This window comes from Cytobacillus sp. FSL R7-0680, assembly GCF_038009245.1.
Taxonomy (GTDB): Bacteria; Bacillota; Bacilli; order Bacillales; family Cytobacillaceae; genus Cytobacillus; species Cytobacillus kochii.
Genome location: NZ_JBBPAO010000001.1, coordinates 2858921 through 2875829, shown reverse-complemented (window position 1 = coordinate 2875829; position 16909 = coordinate 2858921). Strand labels below are relative to the sequence as shown.

The window sequence follows — 16909 nt, the reverse complement described above, 5'->3', positions numbered from 1 at the left end:
GTGTTCATGAGAGAAGGGAATCTTATGAGTGAGGTAAAAAGCATAATCGTATCAGAGCAAGGAAAAAAAGTGAACGGGCAGAAAAACAGACGTGTTGCTCGTTCACTTATAAAATGGAAACCTTATTTATTTTTACTACCTGCAATTCTTTTATTAGGGGTTTGGATGTATAAACCGTTACTATCTACTTTTGTTTTAGCCTTTCAAAAGTGGAGTATGGTCCCAGGCACAGAACCTATTGCAGTAGGGTTAGATAATTTTATTCGCTTGTTCCAAACTAAGGACTTCGTTCAATCTATCGAAAATACAGTTTTTTATACAGTGGGTATACTACCTTTCTCTATCATCATTCCAATGCTTTTAGCTGTAGCAACAAATGGGTTAAATGGCAGAGTGAAAAATGTGTATCGGGCAATGTTTTTCATCCCAATGATATTGGCACCAGTAACTGTAGGGGCAATCTGGAGATGGCTCTTTCATCCTGCCAATGGATTAGTCAATATTACATTACAAAAACTTGGAATCACCGATGCAAACATCTCTTTCTTTACTGATCCAGTCTATGCGAAATGGCTCATTCTTTTGATGACAGGATGGGGCTTGATTGGATTTAGTACGATTATTTTCTCTGCAGCATTGACCAATATTAACAGAGATTATTTCGAAGCAGCAGCTTTAGATGGTGCGACGAAATGGAAGCAATTAATGACGATCACTATTCCTTTATTGTCACCAACAATATTGTTTATGCTCACAATGAGTATTCTATTTTCTAGTCAATTTACCTTCGCTTATATTGATATTTTAACAGCAGGCGGTCCGTTCGGTACGTCAACGAATATTTATTATGAGATGTATAAATATGGATTCAGTAACTTAAATGCAGGATTAAGTTCAGCAGCCGCGACGTTATTTTTTATTGTATTTGCGATCATTGCTATCGGTTTAAATGTGTTAACGAAAAAATTTGCATTCTATGATAATTAAGGGAGTAAAAGTGATGAAACGGATAAAATCAGTAACGGTACTTCAGCATTTTCTATTAATAATGATGAGTATCATCGCTATTTTCCCACTATATTGGATGATTATCTCTTCATTTAAAAATGAATCTGAAATTTTCACAAGTTCTTTTATACCACAGGCACCAACATGGCAAAATTATCTATATGCATTCGCAGAAATGCCTATCATACAAATGTTATTTAACTCATTTGTAGTTGCTACTTTAATGACGATTTTGCAGTTGTCAACCAGTTTATTAGCGGGGTATGCATTAGTCCGATGGAGTTTTAAAGGGAAACTTTTAATTTTTACATTACTTAGCTTAACTTGGCTGATTCCTTTTCAAGCGGTAATGATTCCAAACTATGTGTTGATTAATCAAATAGGCTTAAATGAAAATCCATTAGGTATTGTCTTACCATTCGCTGCATCAACCTTTGCTATTTTATCAATCTATCAAAGTTTTAAGTCATTTCCTACAGCACTAATTGATGCGGCAAGGTTAGATGGAGAGTCTGACCTCGGTATTTTATTAAGAATTATCCTTCCAAATATTCGTTCGACCGTCATTTCATTGGGCATTATTCTTTTTATTAATGCTTGGAATGAGTATTTATGGCCAATGTTAGTGACGAAAGAAATGGAGAATGCACCCATTCAAATTGGATTGAAGTCTTTTGTCAATTCGGATGTGAATATGTGGGGATCACTGATGGCAGCTACAACTATCTCATGTATACCGATATTACTTATCTACTTATTTTTACAAAAACATATCGTTGACTCTTTTGTTCGATTTGGCATCAAATAAATAAGCTGGAGGCGTAAATTATGGGGAGTATTAAAGTTGAACAAATGAAGAAATCTTTCGGTCAAAAAGAAATACTAAAAGGAATCGATGTTGATATACCAGATGGATCCTTTGCCATTTTACTAGGTCCTTCAGGATGCGGTAAGTCAACGCTATTGCGTATGATTGCTGGTTTAGAAGAACCGACAAGTGGGTCTATTTTTATTAATGACCAAGATATTACCTATAGCGAGCCTAAAGACCGTGATATCGGCATGGTTTTTCAAAATTATGCATTGTATCCGCATATGACAGTATTTAAGAACATTGAATACGGATTAAAAATAAAAAAAATAGAGAAAAACAAACGTCTGATCATGGTAAATAAAGTGATTGAGATGGTGGAGTTAACAGAACACGCTAATAAGCGTCCAGGTGAGTTATCAGGGGGGCAAAGGCAAAGGGTGGCGTTAGCGAGGGCTATTGTTAAAAGGCCGCACGCGTTTCTAATGGACGAGCCTTTGTCCAACTTGGATGCAAAACTGAGGAATCAAATGAGACAAGAACTTATTGAATTACAAAAAGAATTACAAACTACCTTTCTTTATGTCACACATGACCAAATTGAAGCGATGTCAATGGGGTCATATATCATTATTATGAACAATGGTCATATCATGCAAAAAGGGACACCGAAGGAGATCTATACAAATCCAGCCAATCTATTCGTAGCACAATTTATCGGCTCACCCCCCACAAATATATTGTCTTATGGTGATTATTCCATCGGTATCCGACCAGAAAATATGAGTATGAAGGAAGATGACCTTAATGTGAATGCTGATTATGTATTAACAGGTGCCGTTGTTTCTACTGAACATTTAGGTGGAGAATCTATCTATTGTCTTACAACGGATTGGGGGAAAGTTTTTGTAAAAGGTGAGTCCACTTGGCAAACACCTACTAAAGAATCCCTAATCGCATTTTCAAAAGAAGATGTCTTGGTATTTGATAAGAGTGGGGAAAGAGTGAGAGATGTTAATTTGGTAGAAAATCTTTTAGCAGATATGAAGGTAAGTAATAATAGAAGAGAACCAGTAGTTTTATAACAGGTATGCGCAATTCCAGGTAGGAGATTGCGCTTTTTTAAGTTTTGTAGGGGCCACCGGGAATTATTCATTTGCCGAATCGAATTTTTTCTGGTGCTTCTTTTATTTGTGCCCCCACAGTAAAATTTCGACGTTTGTTGTATCGCTCACAACCTTTGCTAAATATCGCTTATTTTAGGATACATGATCAAAAAGCTGAATAAACAAAAGCCCCTTCTAAAGTAGAAGAAAGGGCTGATTTACATTAGTCTTGCGGAAGAGCTGAAACTTGCCACTCTACTCCATATTTATCAGTTACTTGTCCATATGATGGGCTCCAAAACGTTTCTTGTAGAGGCATTGTAACTTTCCCCTCTTTAGACAATTTCTCAAATATTTGTTTTGATGAATCCACTGAATCGATTTGAATGGCAATGGTTACTTGATTTCCAATCGTATAAGGAGTTCCAGGAAAATTATCGGAAAGCATCATAGTGGTATTGCCTACTTTAAATTGAGCATTCAATACACGGTCCTGTGCTTCACTTGGAAGTGGGTGATCCGGATCCTCTGGCATCTCTCCAAATGTTTGCAACGAAATAAGCTCTGCGTTAAAGACATCAACATAAAATTGCACTGCTTCTTTTCCATTTCCGTTTGTTACTACATAAGGGTTTACTGCTACAATCATTTTTAGCACCTCATCGTCTCATTTTTTTACTACAGAATATTTATTTGTATACCTTGTATCAAACTTTATTTCTATATTTCTACTAAAACAGATTTACACCTTCTATTTCGTAAAAAAAAGAGAAGCATTTAAGCTCTCTCTTAACTTCATACTTTAGATAATCCGAAAATAGTGTTAATAAGTACCCTCTACCATAGCCTTTATCTGCCTGGGAAAATCAACAGGCATAAGTTTCTTTAGATTCCCCTTCATAGGAGATTACGAAAGGAATATTCTTTCAAAAGTCACTTCGACTTCACTTCTTACCGACAGCCTTGAGTAAACAAGATTTTTGCTTCAATAGCTTACATTGATTCATTGTCTTAATTAAACGCAAAAAAAGCCCTCAACAAGAACAGAGGGCAATCCACATATAAGCATTTATTTCTTCACGGGTTTCTGGTTGTCATCCAAGAGCTTCGAGTACTTCAGTTTCAACCGGTCCGGTGCATATTTAACCATGCTTTGGAGGATAAAGGTTGTGAAGAGTACATCATCTGTGATACCGATGATATAAAGAAAGTCTGGAATGAGATCTATTGGAATGAGAATATAGGCAATCGATACGCCTACAGGAAGTAGTTTCTTCCATAAAGGAATATCTTTAGCTGCTAAGTATTCAAAGAAAAAAGGAATGAATCTCCAGAAGGTTAGGACAAACCCAACACGTTTAAAGAATTTCTTCATCTTCCTCTTCCTTTCCGATTGTTGTCTGTTATTTCCCTCATCATACCTGTTGAGACGATTATTGACAATCTAAATGCTGTTTATGTTCATTACCCCTACTCTTTAGAAGATATCCTTTACTCTATCAGTTGAATTATACTGAATCATTCCATCTTTTATAATTTTCTATTAAATGACCTTAGCCCTAGATTAATGTTAGTATAGAATAGCGATAATTTTGTAGGTTAGCCGGGGGCACTTATTGTGAGTCGGCTTTTAGTTGAGTTGGTATATCCGCGATCAACGAAAGTAGATAACTAATCATATATAATAGAACAAGCTGTTCCTAGGTGATGAGAGGAGAATGAAATATGCAAACAGCTGTGAAAATTAATCGAAATGACCCTTGTCCTTGTGGCAGTGGAAAAAAATACAAAAAATGCTGTGCGAAAAAGGAAACAATTACTATTACAGAACTCATTGATAATGAAGTGAGCGAGTTACAAAAAGAATTACGTATTTTTGCGTATCAAAGATATGGTAACGCCATTAGAAGTGAGTATCAACAACTAATGGAAAAACTGGAAGATACCGATAAAGATGACGCGGAATTTTTCGAATTTATGATGCCTTTCTGGTATATTCCATTTAAAACGGTTGAAGACGGTGAAACGATTCTTCATAAGTTTATTGAACATAAAGAATCAGCTGTCTTAAGACCAAGATTACAAGAAATTCTACAATCTTGGAAAGTGGCGATCCCGGTAGCTGGGAAAGTGATTGGACTTGATGATAGAGACCTACATTTTGTTGATACACTGACAAATGAATCGTATACAGTCGTATTAGATGAAGCAATGAATGATTTTTCTGAAGGTTGGTTTGCTTTCGGTGTATTATTCCCATATGAGGACAAATATACCGCTTTCCCTTGCTTATTCGAAGTATCAGAAGGAAAAGCAGCAGATTATGAAGGTTATCTAAAAGATGATTTTGCAGCAATCGGAAATAATCATGCTATCCAATATCTCGAAGATCATTTCTTGGAGCTCATGCATCGCCTTCCAGAGGCAGCAGCAAGTGTAGATATGGATGCTTATGAATGGCCAACCGAAGGGGCTAAACAAGTGGCAGAGCAATTTGAAAAAGATATGACTGCAGCGGGAGAACCGCAATGGGTCATTAATTTCGGTGTAGGTGTGTGGGTAGAATACATTAAACAAACGAATAAACGTATTCAAAAAGCAGAAAATTATATTGCTGCCCTACGTTATTTTGTTTATGAACAGTCAGGTGTCGAATCAAGTATGACACAAAAAGAGCTTGGGGAAAAATACGGGCTAACAGCTGGCCGCGTATCCACTTACTATAGGGATATTCAGAGCCAAGTAGCTGCATTTATTGACGATATTTTTAATAAAACAAAGCAAGATATTTAAATGGGAGAGAAGCTAGTAATGAATCTAGCTTCTTTCTTTATTATTTCGCCGCCCTATATGACAAAAATTACACCCTCACACCTGACAAAAGTTGTCTCTACCCATGCGAAGTGGTATCATTAATACCATATATCATTGTTTCAGGATGACACATTAAATAGACATCTCCAATAGATAAAGGAGCGTTTGTATGCTTGGGATTTTAAATAAGGTTTTTGATGTGAATAAACGTGAATTAAAACGCCTAACGAAAACGGCGGAACAAATAGAAGCATTAGCTTCGAAGATGGAAGCGCTGAGTGATGAACACTTAAAAGCGAAAACGGGTGAGTTCAAAGAGCGTCATCAAAAAGGTGAATCGCTTGAGGATTTACTAGTAGAAGCATTTGCTGTGGTAAGAGAAGCGTCAAGACGTGTGTTTGGCTTATACCCGTATCCCGTACAGTTAATGGGTGGGGCAGCACTTCATGATGGCAACATATCTGAAATGAAAACCGGTGAAGGTAAAACTTTAACTTCGACGATGCCGGTTTATTTAAATGCGATTTCAGGAAAAGGTGTACATGTTGTAACAGTCAATGAATACTTAGTGACTCGTGATGCTACTGAAATGGGACAACTATATGATTTCCTTGGACTAACTGTTGGTTTGAACTTAAATGGTATGTCTAAAGAGGAAAAACAAGCAGCCTATGCAGCTGATATTACTTATAGTACAAACAATGAATTAGGTTTTGATTATTTACGAGACAATATGGTGCTTTATAAAGAGCAAAAAGTGCAACGGCCGTTAAATTTTGCAGTTATTGATGAGGTTGACTCGATTTTAATTGATGAAGCGCGTACACCATTAATTATTTCTGGATCCGCACAAAAATCAACGAAACTTTATTTACAAGCGAATGCCTTTGTTAGCCGCTTAAAGGTAGAGGAAGACTTCACTTACGATGAAAAAACAAAAGGTGTGCAATTAACGGAAGAAGGGATGACAAAGGCCGAGAAAGCTTTTGGCATTGAAAATTTGTTTGATGTTTCTCATGTTTCTTTGAATCACCATATTACGCAAGCGCTAAAGGCACACACAAGTATGCATAAAGATGTGGACTACGTTGTACAAGAAGGCGAAATTGTGATTGTCGACCAATTCACTGGCCGTCTCATGAAAGGTCGTCGTTATAGTGATGGTCTTCACCAATCAATTGAAGCGAAGGAAGGCTTAGAAATTCAGAATGAAAGTATGACCCTTGCTTCCATTACATTCCAGAACTACTTCCGTATGTATGAGAAATTATCAGGTATGACAGGTACAGCAAAAACAGAAGAAGAGGAATTCCGTAACATTTACAATATGAATGTCATTGCAATTCCGACAAACCGTCCTGTTGCACGTGATGATCGTTCTGATTTAATTTATGCAACGGTGGATGGAAAATATCGTGCTTTAGTGGAAGACATAGCAGAACGCCATAAAAATGGGCAACCAGTCCTTGTTGGTACAGTTGCCATTGAAACGTCTGAAATTATCTCAAAATACTTAACGAAAAAAGGGATTCCGCATAATGTCTTGAATGCGAAAAACCATGGTCGTGAAGCAGATATTATTTTAGATGCTGGTAAGTCTGGCGCCGTTACGATTGCTACAAATATGGCTGGTCGTGGTACTGATATCAAACTTGGTGAAGGTGTCAAAGAAGTTGGCGGCTTAGCTGTTATCGGTACAGAGCGACATGAAAGTCGTCGAATTGATAACCAGCTCCGTGGTCGTTCTGGTCGTCAAGGTGATCCTGGTGTCACCCAGTTCTATTTATCAATGGAAGATGAATTAATGCGTCGTTTTGGCTCGGATAATATGAAAAACATGATGTCGAAGCTCGGCATGGATGATTCGCAACCGATTCAAAGTAAAATGGTTTCACGTGCAGTTGAATCCGCCCAAAAACGTGTAGAAGGAAATAACTTCGACGCACGTAAACAATTGCTTTCATATGATGATGTTTTGCGTCAGCAACGTGAGATTATTTATACACAAAGAAATGAAGTGCTTGATTCAGAGAACTTAAGAGAAATTGTCGAGCGTATGGTTCATAGCGTCTTAACACGGAACGTCCACGCTTTTGCTTCACAAACAGAAGAAGATGGTGACGATGAATGGAACTATGAAGGATTAATTGATTACGTTAAAGGAAATCTTCTTCCAGAAGGAACGGTTACGGTGGAAGATATTCGCAGAAAAGAAGCGGATGAAGTAATCGATCATATTTGGGATAAAATCATTGCCTTCTATAATGAAAAAGAAGAAAAAATGCAAAGTGAACAAATGCGCGAATTCGAAAAAGTAATTATGCTTCGTGCTGTTGATACAAAATGGATTGATCATATTGATGCCATGGATCAACTTCGTCAAGGGATTCACCTGCGTGCGTATGGACAAATTGATCCACTGCGCGAATATCAAAAAGAAGGATTCCACATGTTTGAAATGATGATTGCTGCTATTGAAGAAGATGTAGCGAAATATGTGATGAAAGCAGAAATTCGTGACAATCTTCAACGTCAAGAAGTAGCAAAAGGCCAAGCTGTCAACCCGAAAGAAAGTGAAGACGGTAAACAGAAGAAGAAAAAGCCTGTTGTCAAACAAATGGATGTTGGTCGTAATGATCCATGTATTTGCGGCAGTGGAAAAAAATATAAAAACTGCTGTGGTGCAAAAGGTTAACAATATCTGAATAAGAGCCGGCAAAAACCTGTTTATAAGGGTCGCTGCCGGCTTTTTACACGAAGTGTTTCACTTTGCCGGGAGAAGTTATATAATATAAAGGTTAAAAATATGTGTAGAGGTGACCAAGATGGAATTAGCAGAGATTCGTCATGAGTTAGAGAAAACAGCTAAAATTTTAGCGGACTTTAGGGGGTCTCTTTGACTTAGAAAACAAAGAGGCACGTATTGCAGAACTTGATAACGAGATGCTTCATCCTAGTTTTTGGGATGATCAACAAGCCGCACAAGTAGTGATCAATGAGTCCAATGCATTAAAAGAACAAGTCAATGAGTTCAATGATTTAAATGAGACGTTCGAGAATCTCGAATTAACATATGAATTAGTAAAAGAAGAAGCAGATGCAGAGCTACAAGAAGAGCTTGAAACGGAGATCGTCGCTTTATCTAAGCGTTTAGCTGATTTTGAGCTGCAATTGCTTTTAAGTGAAGAATACGATAAAAATAACGCGATTTTAGAACTTCATCCAGGTGCTGGTGGTACAGAGTCTCAGGACTGGGGTTCGATGTTATTACGTATGTACACTCGTTGGGCAGAGAAAAAAGGATTTAAAGTAGAAACATTAGATTACCTGCCAGGTGACGAAGCGGGAATTAAGAGCGTAACATTGTCTATTAAAGGACATAATGCATACGGCTATTTAAAAGCGGAGAAAGGCGTTCATCGACTCGTACGTATTTCGCCATTTGATTCTTCTGGCCGTCGCCATACTTCCTTCGTATCTTGTGAAGTAATGCCAGAATTCAACGATGAAATTGAAATTGATATCCGGACAGAGGATTTGAAAATTGATACGTACCGTGCCAGTGGAGCAGGTGGACAGCATATCAATACAACGGATTCAGCGGTAAGGATTACGCACTTACCGACAAATGTCGTTGTTACATGCCAGTCAGAACGTTCCCAAATTAAAAACCGCGAACAAGCAATGAAAATGTTGAAAGCGAAACTTTACCAAAAGAAAATCGAAGAACAAGAGCAAGAATTACTAGAGATCCGTGGAGAACAAAAAGAAATTGGTTGGGGAAGCCAAATTCGTTCCTACGTCTTCCACCCATACTCTATGGTCAAAGACCACCGTACAAACACCGAATCAGGCAATGTACAAGGCGTCATGGACGGAGACCTAGACATCTTCATCAACGCTTACCTACGCTCTAAATTGAGCTTAGGTGAATAAGAAGGAAAGCAGCGTCCGCAATGGAGGACGTTGCTTTTCTTATATTGGTGATAGTTTTATGTTGGAAACGAGGTTTGGTAAGTGGGGCAGAAGTGAGGGGGGATGAACGCTATGTGAAGCGGGGTTTGTGAGTCACTTGGAAAGAAGAAGGGGAATGAGAATGAGAGCTTTGTAAAGTGGATTAGTGAGCCGCTCAGCAGGAAAATTGGGAAAGAGAGCTTCGCAAATTGGAATTGTGAGTCACTTAGCAGGAAAAATGGAAATGAGGGCTTCGCAAATTGGAACTGTGAGTCGCTCAGAAAGAAAACCGAAAATGAGAGCTTCACAACCTGAATTAGCAAGTCGCTCAGAAAGAGAACCGAATATGAGAGCTTCGCAAACTGGAACTGTGAGTCACTCAGAAAGAAAGCGGAAGCTGAGAGCTTCGCAAACAGGAATAGCAAGTCACTCAGAAAGAAAACCGAAGCTGAGAGCTTCACAAACTGGAATAGCAAGTCACTCAGCAGGAAAATTGGAAATGAGAGCTTCACAAACTGGAATTGTGAGTCACTCAGAAAGAAAACCGAAAATGAGAGGTTCGCAAACAGGAATAGTAAGTCACTCAGAAAGAAAACCGAAAATGAGAGCTTCACAACCTGGAACTGTGAGTCACTCAGAAATAAAACCGAAGCTGAGAGCTTCACAAACAGGAATAGCAAGTCACTCAGCAAGAGAACCGAAAATGAGAGCTTCACAAACTGGAATTGTTAGTCACTCAGAAAGAGAACCGAAAATGAGAGCTTCGCAAACAGGAATAGCAAGTCACTCAGAAAGAGAACTGAAAATGAGAGCTTCGCAAACTGGATTAGTAAGTCACTCAGCAGGAAAATTGGAAATGAGAGCTTCACAAACTGGATTAGTGAGTCACTCAGAAAGAGAACCGAAGCTGAGAGCTTCACAAACTGGATTAGTAAGTCACTCAGAAAGAGAACCGAAAATGAGAGCTTCACAAACAGAAATAGCAAGTCACTCAGAAAGAGAACCGAAGCTGAGAGCTTCACAAAACCGGAATAGCAAGTCACTCAGCAAGAGAACCGAAAATGAGAGGTTCGCAAACAGAAATAGCAAGTCACTCAGCAAGAGAACCGAAAATGAGAGGTTCGCAAACAGAAATAGCAAGTCACTCAGCAAGAGAACCGAAAATGAGAGCTTCGCAAACTGGAATTGTGAGTCACTCAGAAAGAGAACTGAAGCTGAGAGCTTCACAAACAGGAATAGTAAGTCACTCAGAAAGAGAACCGAAAATGAGAGCTTCGCAAACTGGATTAGTGAGTCACTCAGAAAGAAAACCGAAAATGAGAGCTTCGCAAACTGAAATAGCAAGTCACTCAGAAAGAAAACCGAAAAAGAGAGCTTCACAAACTGAAATAGCAAGTCACTCAGAAAGAAAACCGAAAATGAGAGCTTCACAACCTGGAACTGTGAGTCACTCAGAAATAAAACCGAAGCTGAGAGCTTCACAAACAGGAATAGCAAGTCACTCAGCAAGAGAACCGAAAATGAGAGCTTCACAAACTGGAATTGTGAGTCACTCAGAAAGAGAACCGAAAATGAGAGCTTCGCAAACAGGAATAGCAAGTCACTCAGAAAGAGAACCGAAAATGAGAGCTTCGCAAACAGGAATAGCAAGTCCCTCAGAAAGAGAACTGAAGCTGAGAGCTTCACAAACAGGAATAGCAAGTCCCTCAGAAAGAAAACCGAAGCTGAGAGCTTCACAAACTGAAATAGCAAGTCACTCAAAATGAAATCAGAAGCGGAAGCACAGCTACCGTATCCCTTGAAAGGTTTTCACATCTATGTTGAGGAAGAACAATTAGCGCATCCAGTCAAGAAGATTCCACAATGGAAAAAGGATTGAGTTTCTATACGAATTAGAATTATCCGGCTATTCATGGCTACATAAAACCAAAAAATACAACTAGCTGAGACCAAGCAGCTCCCTTTAAAGTAAGCCTCTCCTTACCCCCACCACATGTATCCCTAAAATAAATCTAAATAGAGAACGTATAGTCTTCCCGCATAATCCCATCCACCACAACTCATAATAAAATTTATATCTTTGTTTATTTACCCCTTTAACACAGTAGTTGAATGTCATTTACATAGGATAAAAGCCATGCTATACTCACTCTCTGAAAAGACAAAGGTGATGAAAAGATTGAATTGTGTGCATTTACTCGTAATTGAGACGATTTCTTATTGCCTCGTGTCCTTTAGCAAATGAACATCATATAAGACTTGGCACTAAGGAGGCATTTTACATAAATGAATACTCAAAAAGTAAATAAAAAGAAACGAAAGACAGGATCAGGGAACTCAAAGCTAGTTGAATACGTATTCGTATTGATTGGATCGGCACTTGTCGCTATCAGTTTTAACTTGTTTTTACTACCAAATGAAGTGGCCTCAGGGGGAGTAAGCGGGATTAGTACAATATTGAAGGCAATTACAGGATGGGAGCCAGCTTATGTGCAGTGGGCACTAAACATTCCCCTATTTATTGCTGGCGTCATATTATTAGGTGGATCATTCGGTATTAAAACATTAGTAGGAACCATATTCCTTCCTTTCGTCGTTTTCTTAACAAAAGACTTGGAGCCTTGGACTATGGATCCGCTACTTGCCTCTTTGTTCGGTTGTATTGGTGTCGGTTTGGGTCTAGGTATTACTTTCCGCGGGAAGGCATCTACAGGTGGGACTGACTTAGCAGCTCAGATTATTCATAAATATACGGGATTATCTCTCGGTGTATGTGTGGCACTTATTGATGGATTGATTGTGATAGCAGCTGCTGTAGTGTTTGATATTGAAAAAGGTTTATATGCATTAATTGGCCTATATGTAACGAGTAAAACCATTGATATAGTTCAGGTTGGCCTTGGTAGGAAAAAAATGGCACTTATTATTACTAACCGTCAAGATGAAGTTCGTGATGGAATTTTGAATAAAATTGATAGAGGTGTGACAAAACTATCAGCATACGGTGGATATACAGATCATGAACGTCCTGTTTTAATGTGTGTGGTTGATCAGACAGAGTTCACGAAATTGAAACAACTGGTTCAATCAATTGACCCATCTGCTTTTATCATTGTTAGCGATGCTTCAGAGGTACTTGGAGAGGGTTTTAAACGGGCGTAATATTGGTATAATTTCACTGTAATCTGTAAATTTTCCTATAAAGGGAGGTAAATGTAATGAAGAAAAAGCTTTTATCAATTCTTTTCGGCTCAGCTCTTGTTTTTTCACTCGCTGCATGTGGTGGCAATGATGAGGCAGGTGAAGACACTGCAACAGATGATAATACGAGTGGTGAAGAGTCAACAGCAGATGCGGGAGATGCACAAAAACTGTATGACAATAACTGTATGAGTTGTCATGGTGGCGATCTTTCAGGGGGCGCTGGACCTGCGCTAGATAAAATCGGTGCTAACTACTCTGCTGATGAAATTCACGATATTATTATCAACGGTAAAGGTGCAATGCCTGGCGGACTCTTGAATGAAGAAGAAGCAAATACAGTTGCTGAATGGCTTGCAGCTAAAAAGTAATAAAAGAGAAAAATCGCGCTCACTCACAGCGCGTTTTTTCTTTGGGAAAAATAAAGAAAAATCGACAAATGTTACATTACCTTAGGGTGAAAAACGTCACTAGCATATCCAGTCAACAATAGAGCTGCTTACATAATATTAAACGGAAAATTGCGACAAAAGAAAGGTCTAATTATCTAATATTGGAAAATAATTCTATTATAATTCCTCAAAAGTAGACATATTTACCTATAATATTACTGTGTTGAAAAGAAAATGTAATAATTTTATGCGTTATTTTGACAATATATGATGTTATAATGGGTGAAGTAAACGTAAGAAATGTTGTTTGATCCCTCGAGTCAATGGTTTTTAGAAGAAGATGTCAGTTTATGTCGATTAAATGCATCTTTATCATTCACACACCGCAATTGCCCCGCCTAAGGAAAAGAAACCCACTTTAACTGATGATTATTTTATAAAAAATAATTGGGTTAGGCTTGCGCAATTTTTACTAAAAATAAACTCCGGATATAAGGTGATCTACATGTTAGAAATGAAAAATGTATATAAAAAATATAAAAATGGTGTTACTGCAACAAATGGCATTGACGTGAAGATCGACCAAGGTGAGTTTGTCTATATCGTTGGTCCAAGTGGTGCAGGTAAATCTACATTTATAAAAATGATGTATCGAGAAGAAAAGCCAACAAGCGGTACAATCACTTTAAATGGAATAGATATGGGTTCATTAAAGAACAGTAAAGTTCCACTCATTAGGCGTAATATCGGAGTTGTCTTCCAGGACTTTAAGTTGCTACCGAAGTTGAATGTATATGAAAATGTAGCGTATACACTTGAAGTTATTGAAGAGAATCCGAAAAATATAAAGAAAAAAGTAATGGATACATTAGATTTAGTTGGTTTGAAGCATAAGGTGCGCATGTTTCCAGATGAGCTTTCAGGTGGAGAGCAACAGCGTGTTTCCATCGCACGATCGATTGTCAATCAGCCTAAGTTGGTTATTGCCGATGAACCAACAGGAAACTTAGACCCTGATACATCTTGGGAAATCATGAATATCTTTGAGGAAATCAACACGAGAGGTACAACGGTTATCATGGCTACCCACAACAAAACGATCGTTAATACGATTAAGCATCGTGTCATAGCGATTGAGAGTGGCAGAATTGTCCGTGATGAGCAAAGAGGTGATTACGGATATGAAATCTAATACTTTTTTAAGGCATATAAGAGAAAGTTTCAAAAGCTTAGGTCGTAACGGTTGGATGACATTTGCTTCTGCAAGTGCCGTCACGGTTACATTGATTCTTGTTGGTGTATTCTTTGCCATTATGATGAACCTTAACCATATGGCTAGCAGTATTGAAAGTGATGTTGAGATTCGAGTTTATATTGACCGAACCGCAACAGAAGAAGATGCCACAGCATTAGAAGAGAAGATAGCTACACTGCCGAAAGTTGATTCTGTGACATTCTCTGGGAAAGATGAAGAACTAGATAGTTTAATTAGTAGCTTAGGTGAAGAGGGAGAAGCGTTTAAGCTTTTCCAACAGGACAACCCATTAAATGATGTTTACGTTGTGCAAGCAAAAACACCAAGTGATACGATTCCATTAGCTGAGGAAATCGATGAAATGGAATTCACTGCTAACGTGAATTATGGGCAAGGAACGGTTGAGAATTTATTTTCTACCATTAACTTTGGCCGTAATATAGGTATTATTTTAATTGTTGGTTTATTATTTACCGCTATGTTCTTAATCTCAAACACGATTAAAATCACTATCGTTTCAAGGCGTCACGAAATTGAGATTATGAGATTAGTTGGGGCAACAAATTCCTTTATACGCTGGCCATTCTTTTTAGAAGGGTTATGGCTAGGGTTACTCGGATCGATTATTCCAGTCGCTGCTGTAGGTACAGCTTATTATTACTTTTATGATTACGTATCGCCAAAACTTCAAGGCCATTTTATTCAACTGTTAGAGGTAACGCCATTTGTTTACCAAGTAGGTGCGATTCTCATACTATTAGGCGCAATTATTGGCGTTTGGGGAAGTTTAATGTCTGTTCGTAAGTTTTTGAAAATATAAGGATGCTTGAGCTGGGTTGGCATGAGATGCTGACTTCAGCTCTTTATACATATTTGCCACGGGGAGAAACATACGAGAGGGGAAAATGAAATTGAAGAAAAAGATGGTAACATTATCTTTAGCCGCAATGATGAGTGTTGGAACGGTTACGGCAACATTGCCAACGAATGCTTTTGCCGATAAGCTTGGGGATTTAGAAAGTCAAAGTGAAGAACTTAAGAAAGAGCAATCTAATATTGATTCGCAGATTGATAAGTCTCAAAAAGAGATTGAAAGATTAGTAGGCGAACAAGAGGATGCTAAGACTGCTGTAGAAAGACTAACGAAAGAAATCTCAGATGCAGAAGCGCAAATAGATGAGAAAAACAAAGAAATTGAAGCAAAGAAAGCAGAAATTAAAAAGCTTGAACAAGAAATAGAAGATTTAAAAGAACGTATTAAACAAAGAAATGAACTTTTAAAAGACCGAGCACGTTCGATGCAAGAATCAGGTGGAACAGTTAATTACATAGACGTATTACTTGGCGCACAAAGTTTCAGTGATTTTATTGGACGAGTTGGTGCAGTAGCAACAATTGTTGAAGCTGACCAAGAGATTGTAAGACAGCAAGAAGAAGATAAGAAATCACTAGAACAAAAACAAGCAAAAGTAAAAGAAGATTTAGCTTCGCTTGAAGGTATGCGTAAAGAATTAGAAAAAATGAAAGCAAATCTTGATAACCAGAAAAAAGAGAAGGCTAATCTTATTACAATCTTAAAAGAAGAAGAGGACCATCATCACGCTGAAAAAATAAGTGGTGAAGAAGAAAAAGAATTATTAGCTGCACAAGAGAAAGCTGTTGCAAAAGCAATACAGGCAGAAAAAGATCGTCAAGCTGAAGCAGCACGAAAAGCTGAAGAAGCGAGACAAGCCGAACTCGCAAGACAGGCGGAAGCAAAAAAAGCAGCTGAAGCAGCCAAATCAGCAAAACAAAATGCAGGTACAACTAGCAGTTCCGGCAACAGTGGTTCCGATAGTTCTTCAGAATCTAGTGGTGGACAAGAACAAGTACAAACACCACCTCCGTCAAGTGGAGATTGGATTCGTCCTTCAGCAGGTGTATTAACTTCAGGTTTAGGACAAAGATGGGGCTCTTATCATGCTGGAATTGATTTAGCAGCTGCAGGAACAGTGCCTATTTATGCGGCAGCTGATGGTGTGGTCATTCAATCTTACCATTCATCTAGCTATGGTGAAGTCGTATTTATTGCACATTCTATTAATGGACAAACGTATACAACGGTTTATGCACATATGAGAAGTGGCTCAAGATCTGTAAGTAATGGCCAAACGGTTTCACAAGGTCAACAAATTGGTTTAATGGGTAACACAGGACAATCGACAGGACAACATTTACACTTTGAATTGCATAAAGGTGGTTGGAACCAATCGAAATCCAACGCAATTAACCCAGTTGGAATTGTACCATTGTAAGAGAGGAGCTTTTAAAGCTTCTCTTTTTTCTTTTACCCATCGTACGATATATAAAACAATTTTAGCATAAAAAC

General features: G+C 38.2%; 15 protein-coding genes. 13 read left to right on the top strand and 2 right to left on the bottom strand.

All coding sequences use genetic code 11. From position 1 onward, the window contains the following. Positions 1-24: 24 nt before the first annotated feature. The 3 genes from MKY26_RS14380 to MKY26_RS14370 are packed head-to-tail and all read left to right on the top strand — an operon-like array spanning position 25 to position 2904. Entirely contained in the window at positions 25-987 is a 963-nt protein-coding gene (locus MKY26_RS14380) for a carbohydrate ABC transporter permease (protein WP_095373598.1), read from the top strand. Between the two features lie 13 nt (positions 988-1000). Then, positions 1001-1816: a carbohydrate ABC transporter permease gene (locus MKY26_RS14375; protein ID WP_328198144.1), complete on the top strand. Its 816-nt coding sequence runs from the start codon at positions 1001-1003 to the stop codon at positions 1814-1816. A gap of 20 nt (positions 1817-1836) precedes the next feature. Then, positions 1837-2904, top strand: a complete 1068-nt coding sequence (locus tag MKY26_RS14370; RefSeq protein WP_095371845.1) for an ABC transporter ATP-binding protein — start codon at positions 1837-1839, stop codon at positions 2902-2904. A 244-nt stretch (positions 2905-3148) separates the two neighbouring features. Here the strand turns inward: MKY26_RS14370 and MKY26_RS14365 are convergent, their stop codons facing one another. Continuing rightward, positions 3149-3574, bottom strand: a complete 426-nt coding sequence (locus MKY26_RS14365; RefSeq protein ID WP_307319557.1) for a VOC family protein — start codon at positions 3572-3574, stop codon at positions 3149-3151. A gap of 420 nt (positions 3575-3994) precedes the next feature. Continuing rightward, a complete protein-coding gene (locus tag MKY26_RS14360) occupies positions 3995-4300 on the bottom strand; it encodes a YkvA family protein (protein ID WP_095371847.1) in 306 nt (101 codons plus the stop codon). A 350-nt stretch (positions 4301-4650) separates the two neighbouring features. Here MKY26_RS14360 and MKY26_RS14355 point away from each other — a divergent pair, with 350 nt between their 5' ends. From MKY26_RS14355 to MKY26_RS14310, 10 genes are all read left to right on the top strand, one after another. Next, the gene (locus MKY26_RS14355) at positions 4651-5718 is read left to right on the top strand and encodes a YecA family protein (protein ID WP_095371848.1); all 1068 of its coding nucleotides are present in this window, start codon (positions 4651-4653) and stop codon (positions 5716-5718) included. 190 nt (positions 5719-5908) lie between these two features. Then, positions 5909-8434 (top strand): preprotein translocase subunit SecA, encoded by a 2526-nt coding sequence (gene secA / locus MKY26_RS14350; protein WP_322909696.1) that lies wholly within the window; start codon positions 5909-5911, stop codon positions 8432-8434. A gap of 130 nt (positions 8435-8564) precedes the next feature. After that, positions 8565-9675 (top strand): peptide chain release factor 2 gene (prfB, locus tag MKY26_RS14345; protein ID WP_157733891.1). Its coding sequence is split into 2 segments (ribosomal slippage): positions 8565-8636 and positions 8638-9675, totalling 1110 coding nucleotides; the frame shifts between segments, so codons are not numbered across the junction. 184 nt (positions 9676-9859) lie between these two features. After that, positions 9860-11029 (top strand): hypothetical protein, encoded by a 1170-nt coding sequence (locus MKY26_RS14340; RefSeq protein ID WP_341097899.1) that lies wholly within the window; start codon positions 9860-9862, stop codon positions 11027-11029. After that, the gene (locus MKY26_RS14335; protein ID WP_341097898.1) at positions 10959-11459 is read left to right on the top strand and encodes a hypothetical protein; all 501 of its coding nucleotides are present in this window, start codon (positions 10959-10961) and stop codon (positions 11457-11459) included. The genes MKY26_RS14340 and MKY26_RS14335 overlap by 71 nt, the downstream gene beginning before the upstream one ends. 520 nt (positions 11460-11979) lie before the next feature. Continuing rightward, positions 11980-12855 carry a YitT family protein gene (locus tag MKY26_RS14330; protein WP_095371852.1) on the top strand — a complete coding sequence of 292 codons (876 nt, stop codon included), beginning with the start codon at positions 11980-11982 and terminating at the stop codon, positions 12853-12855. Between the two features lie 56 nt (positions 12856-12911). Beyond that, complete coding sequence (gene cccB, locus MKY26_RS14325; protein ID WP_095371853.1) at positions 12912-13265, top strand: cytochrome c551; 354 nt, start codon at positions 12912-12914, stop codon at positions 13263-13265. Between the two features lie 526 nt (positions 13266-13791). Beyond that, positions 13792-14478 carry a cell division ATP-binding protein FtsE gene (ftsE, locus tag MKY26_RS14320; protein ID WP_095371854.1) on the top strand — a complete coding sequence of 229 codons (687 nt, stop codon included), beginning with the start codon at positions 13792-13794 and terminating at the stop codon, positions 14476-14478. Continuing rightward, complete coding sequence (gene ftsX / locus MKY26_RS14315; protein ID WP_341097896.1) at positions 14468-15361, top strand: permease-like cell division protein FtsX; 894 nt, start codon at positions 14468-14470, stop codon at positions 15359-15361. Before ftsE ends, ftsX begins: the two co-directional genes overlap by 11 nt. A 91-nt stretch (positions 15362-15452) precedes the next feature. Next, positions 15453-16835 carry a murein hydrolase activator EnvC family protein gene (locus tag MKY26_RS14310; RefSeq protein ID WP_307318912.1) on the top strand — a complete coding sequence of 461 codons (1383 nt, stop codon included), beginning with the start codon at positions 15453-15455 and terminating at the stop codon, positions 16833-16835. Positions 16836-16909 lie beyond the last annotated feature (74 nt).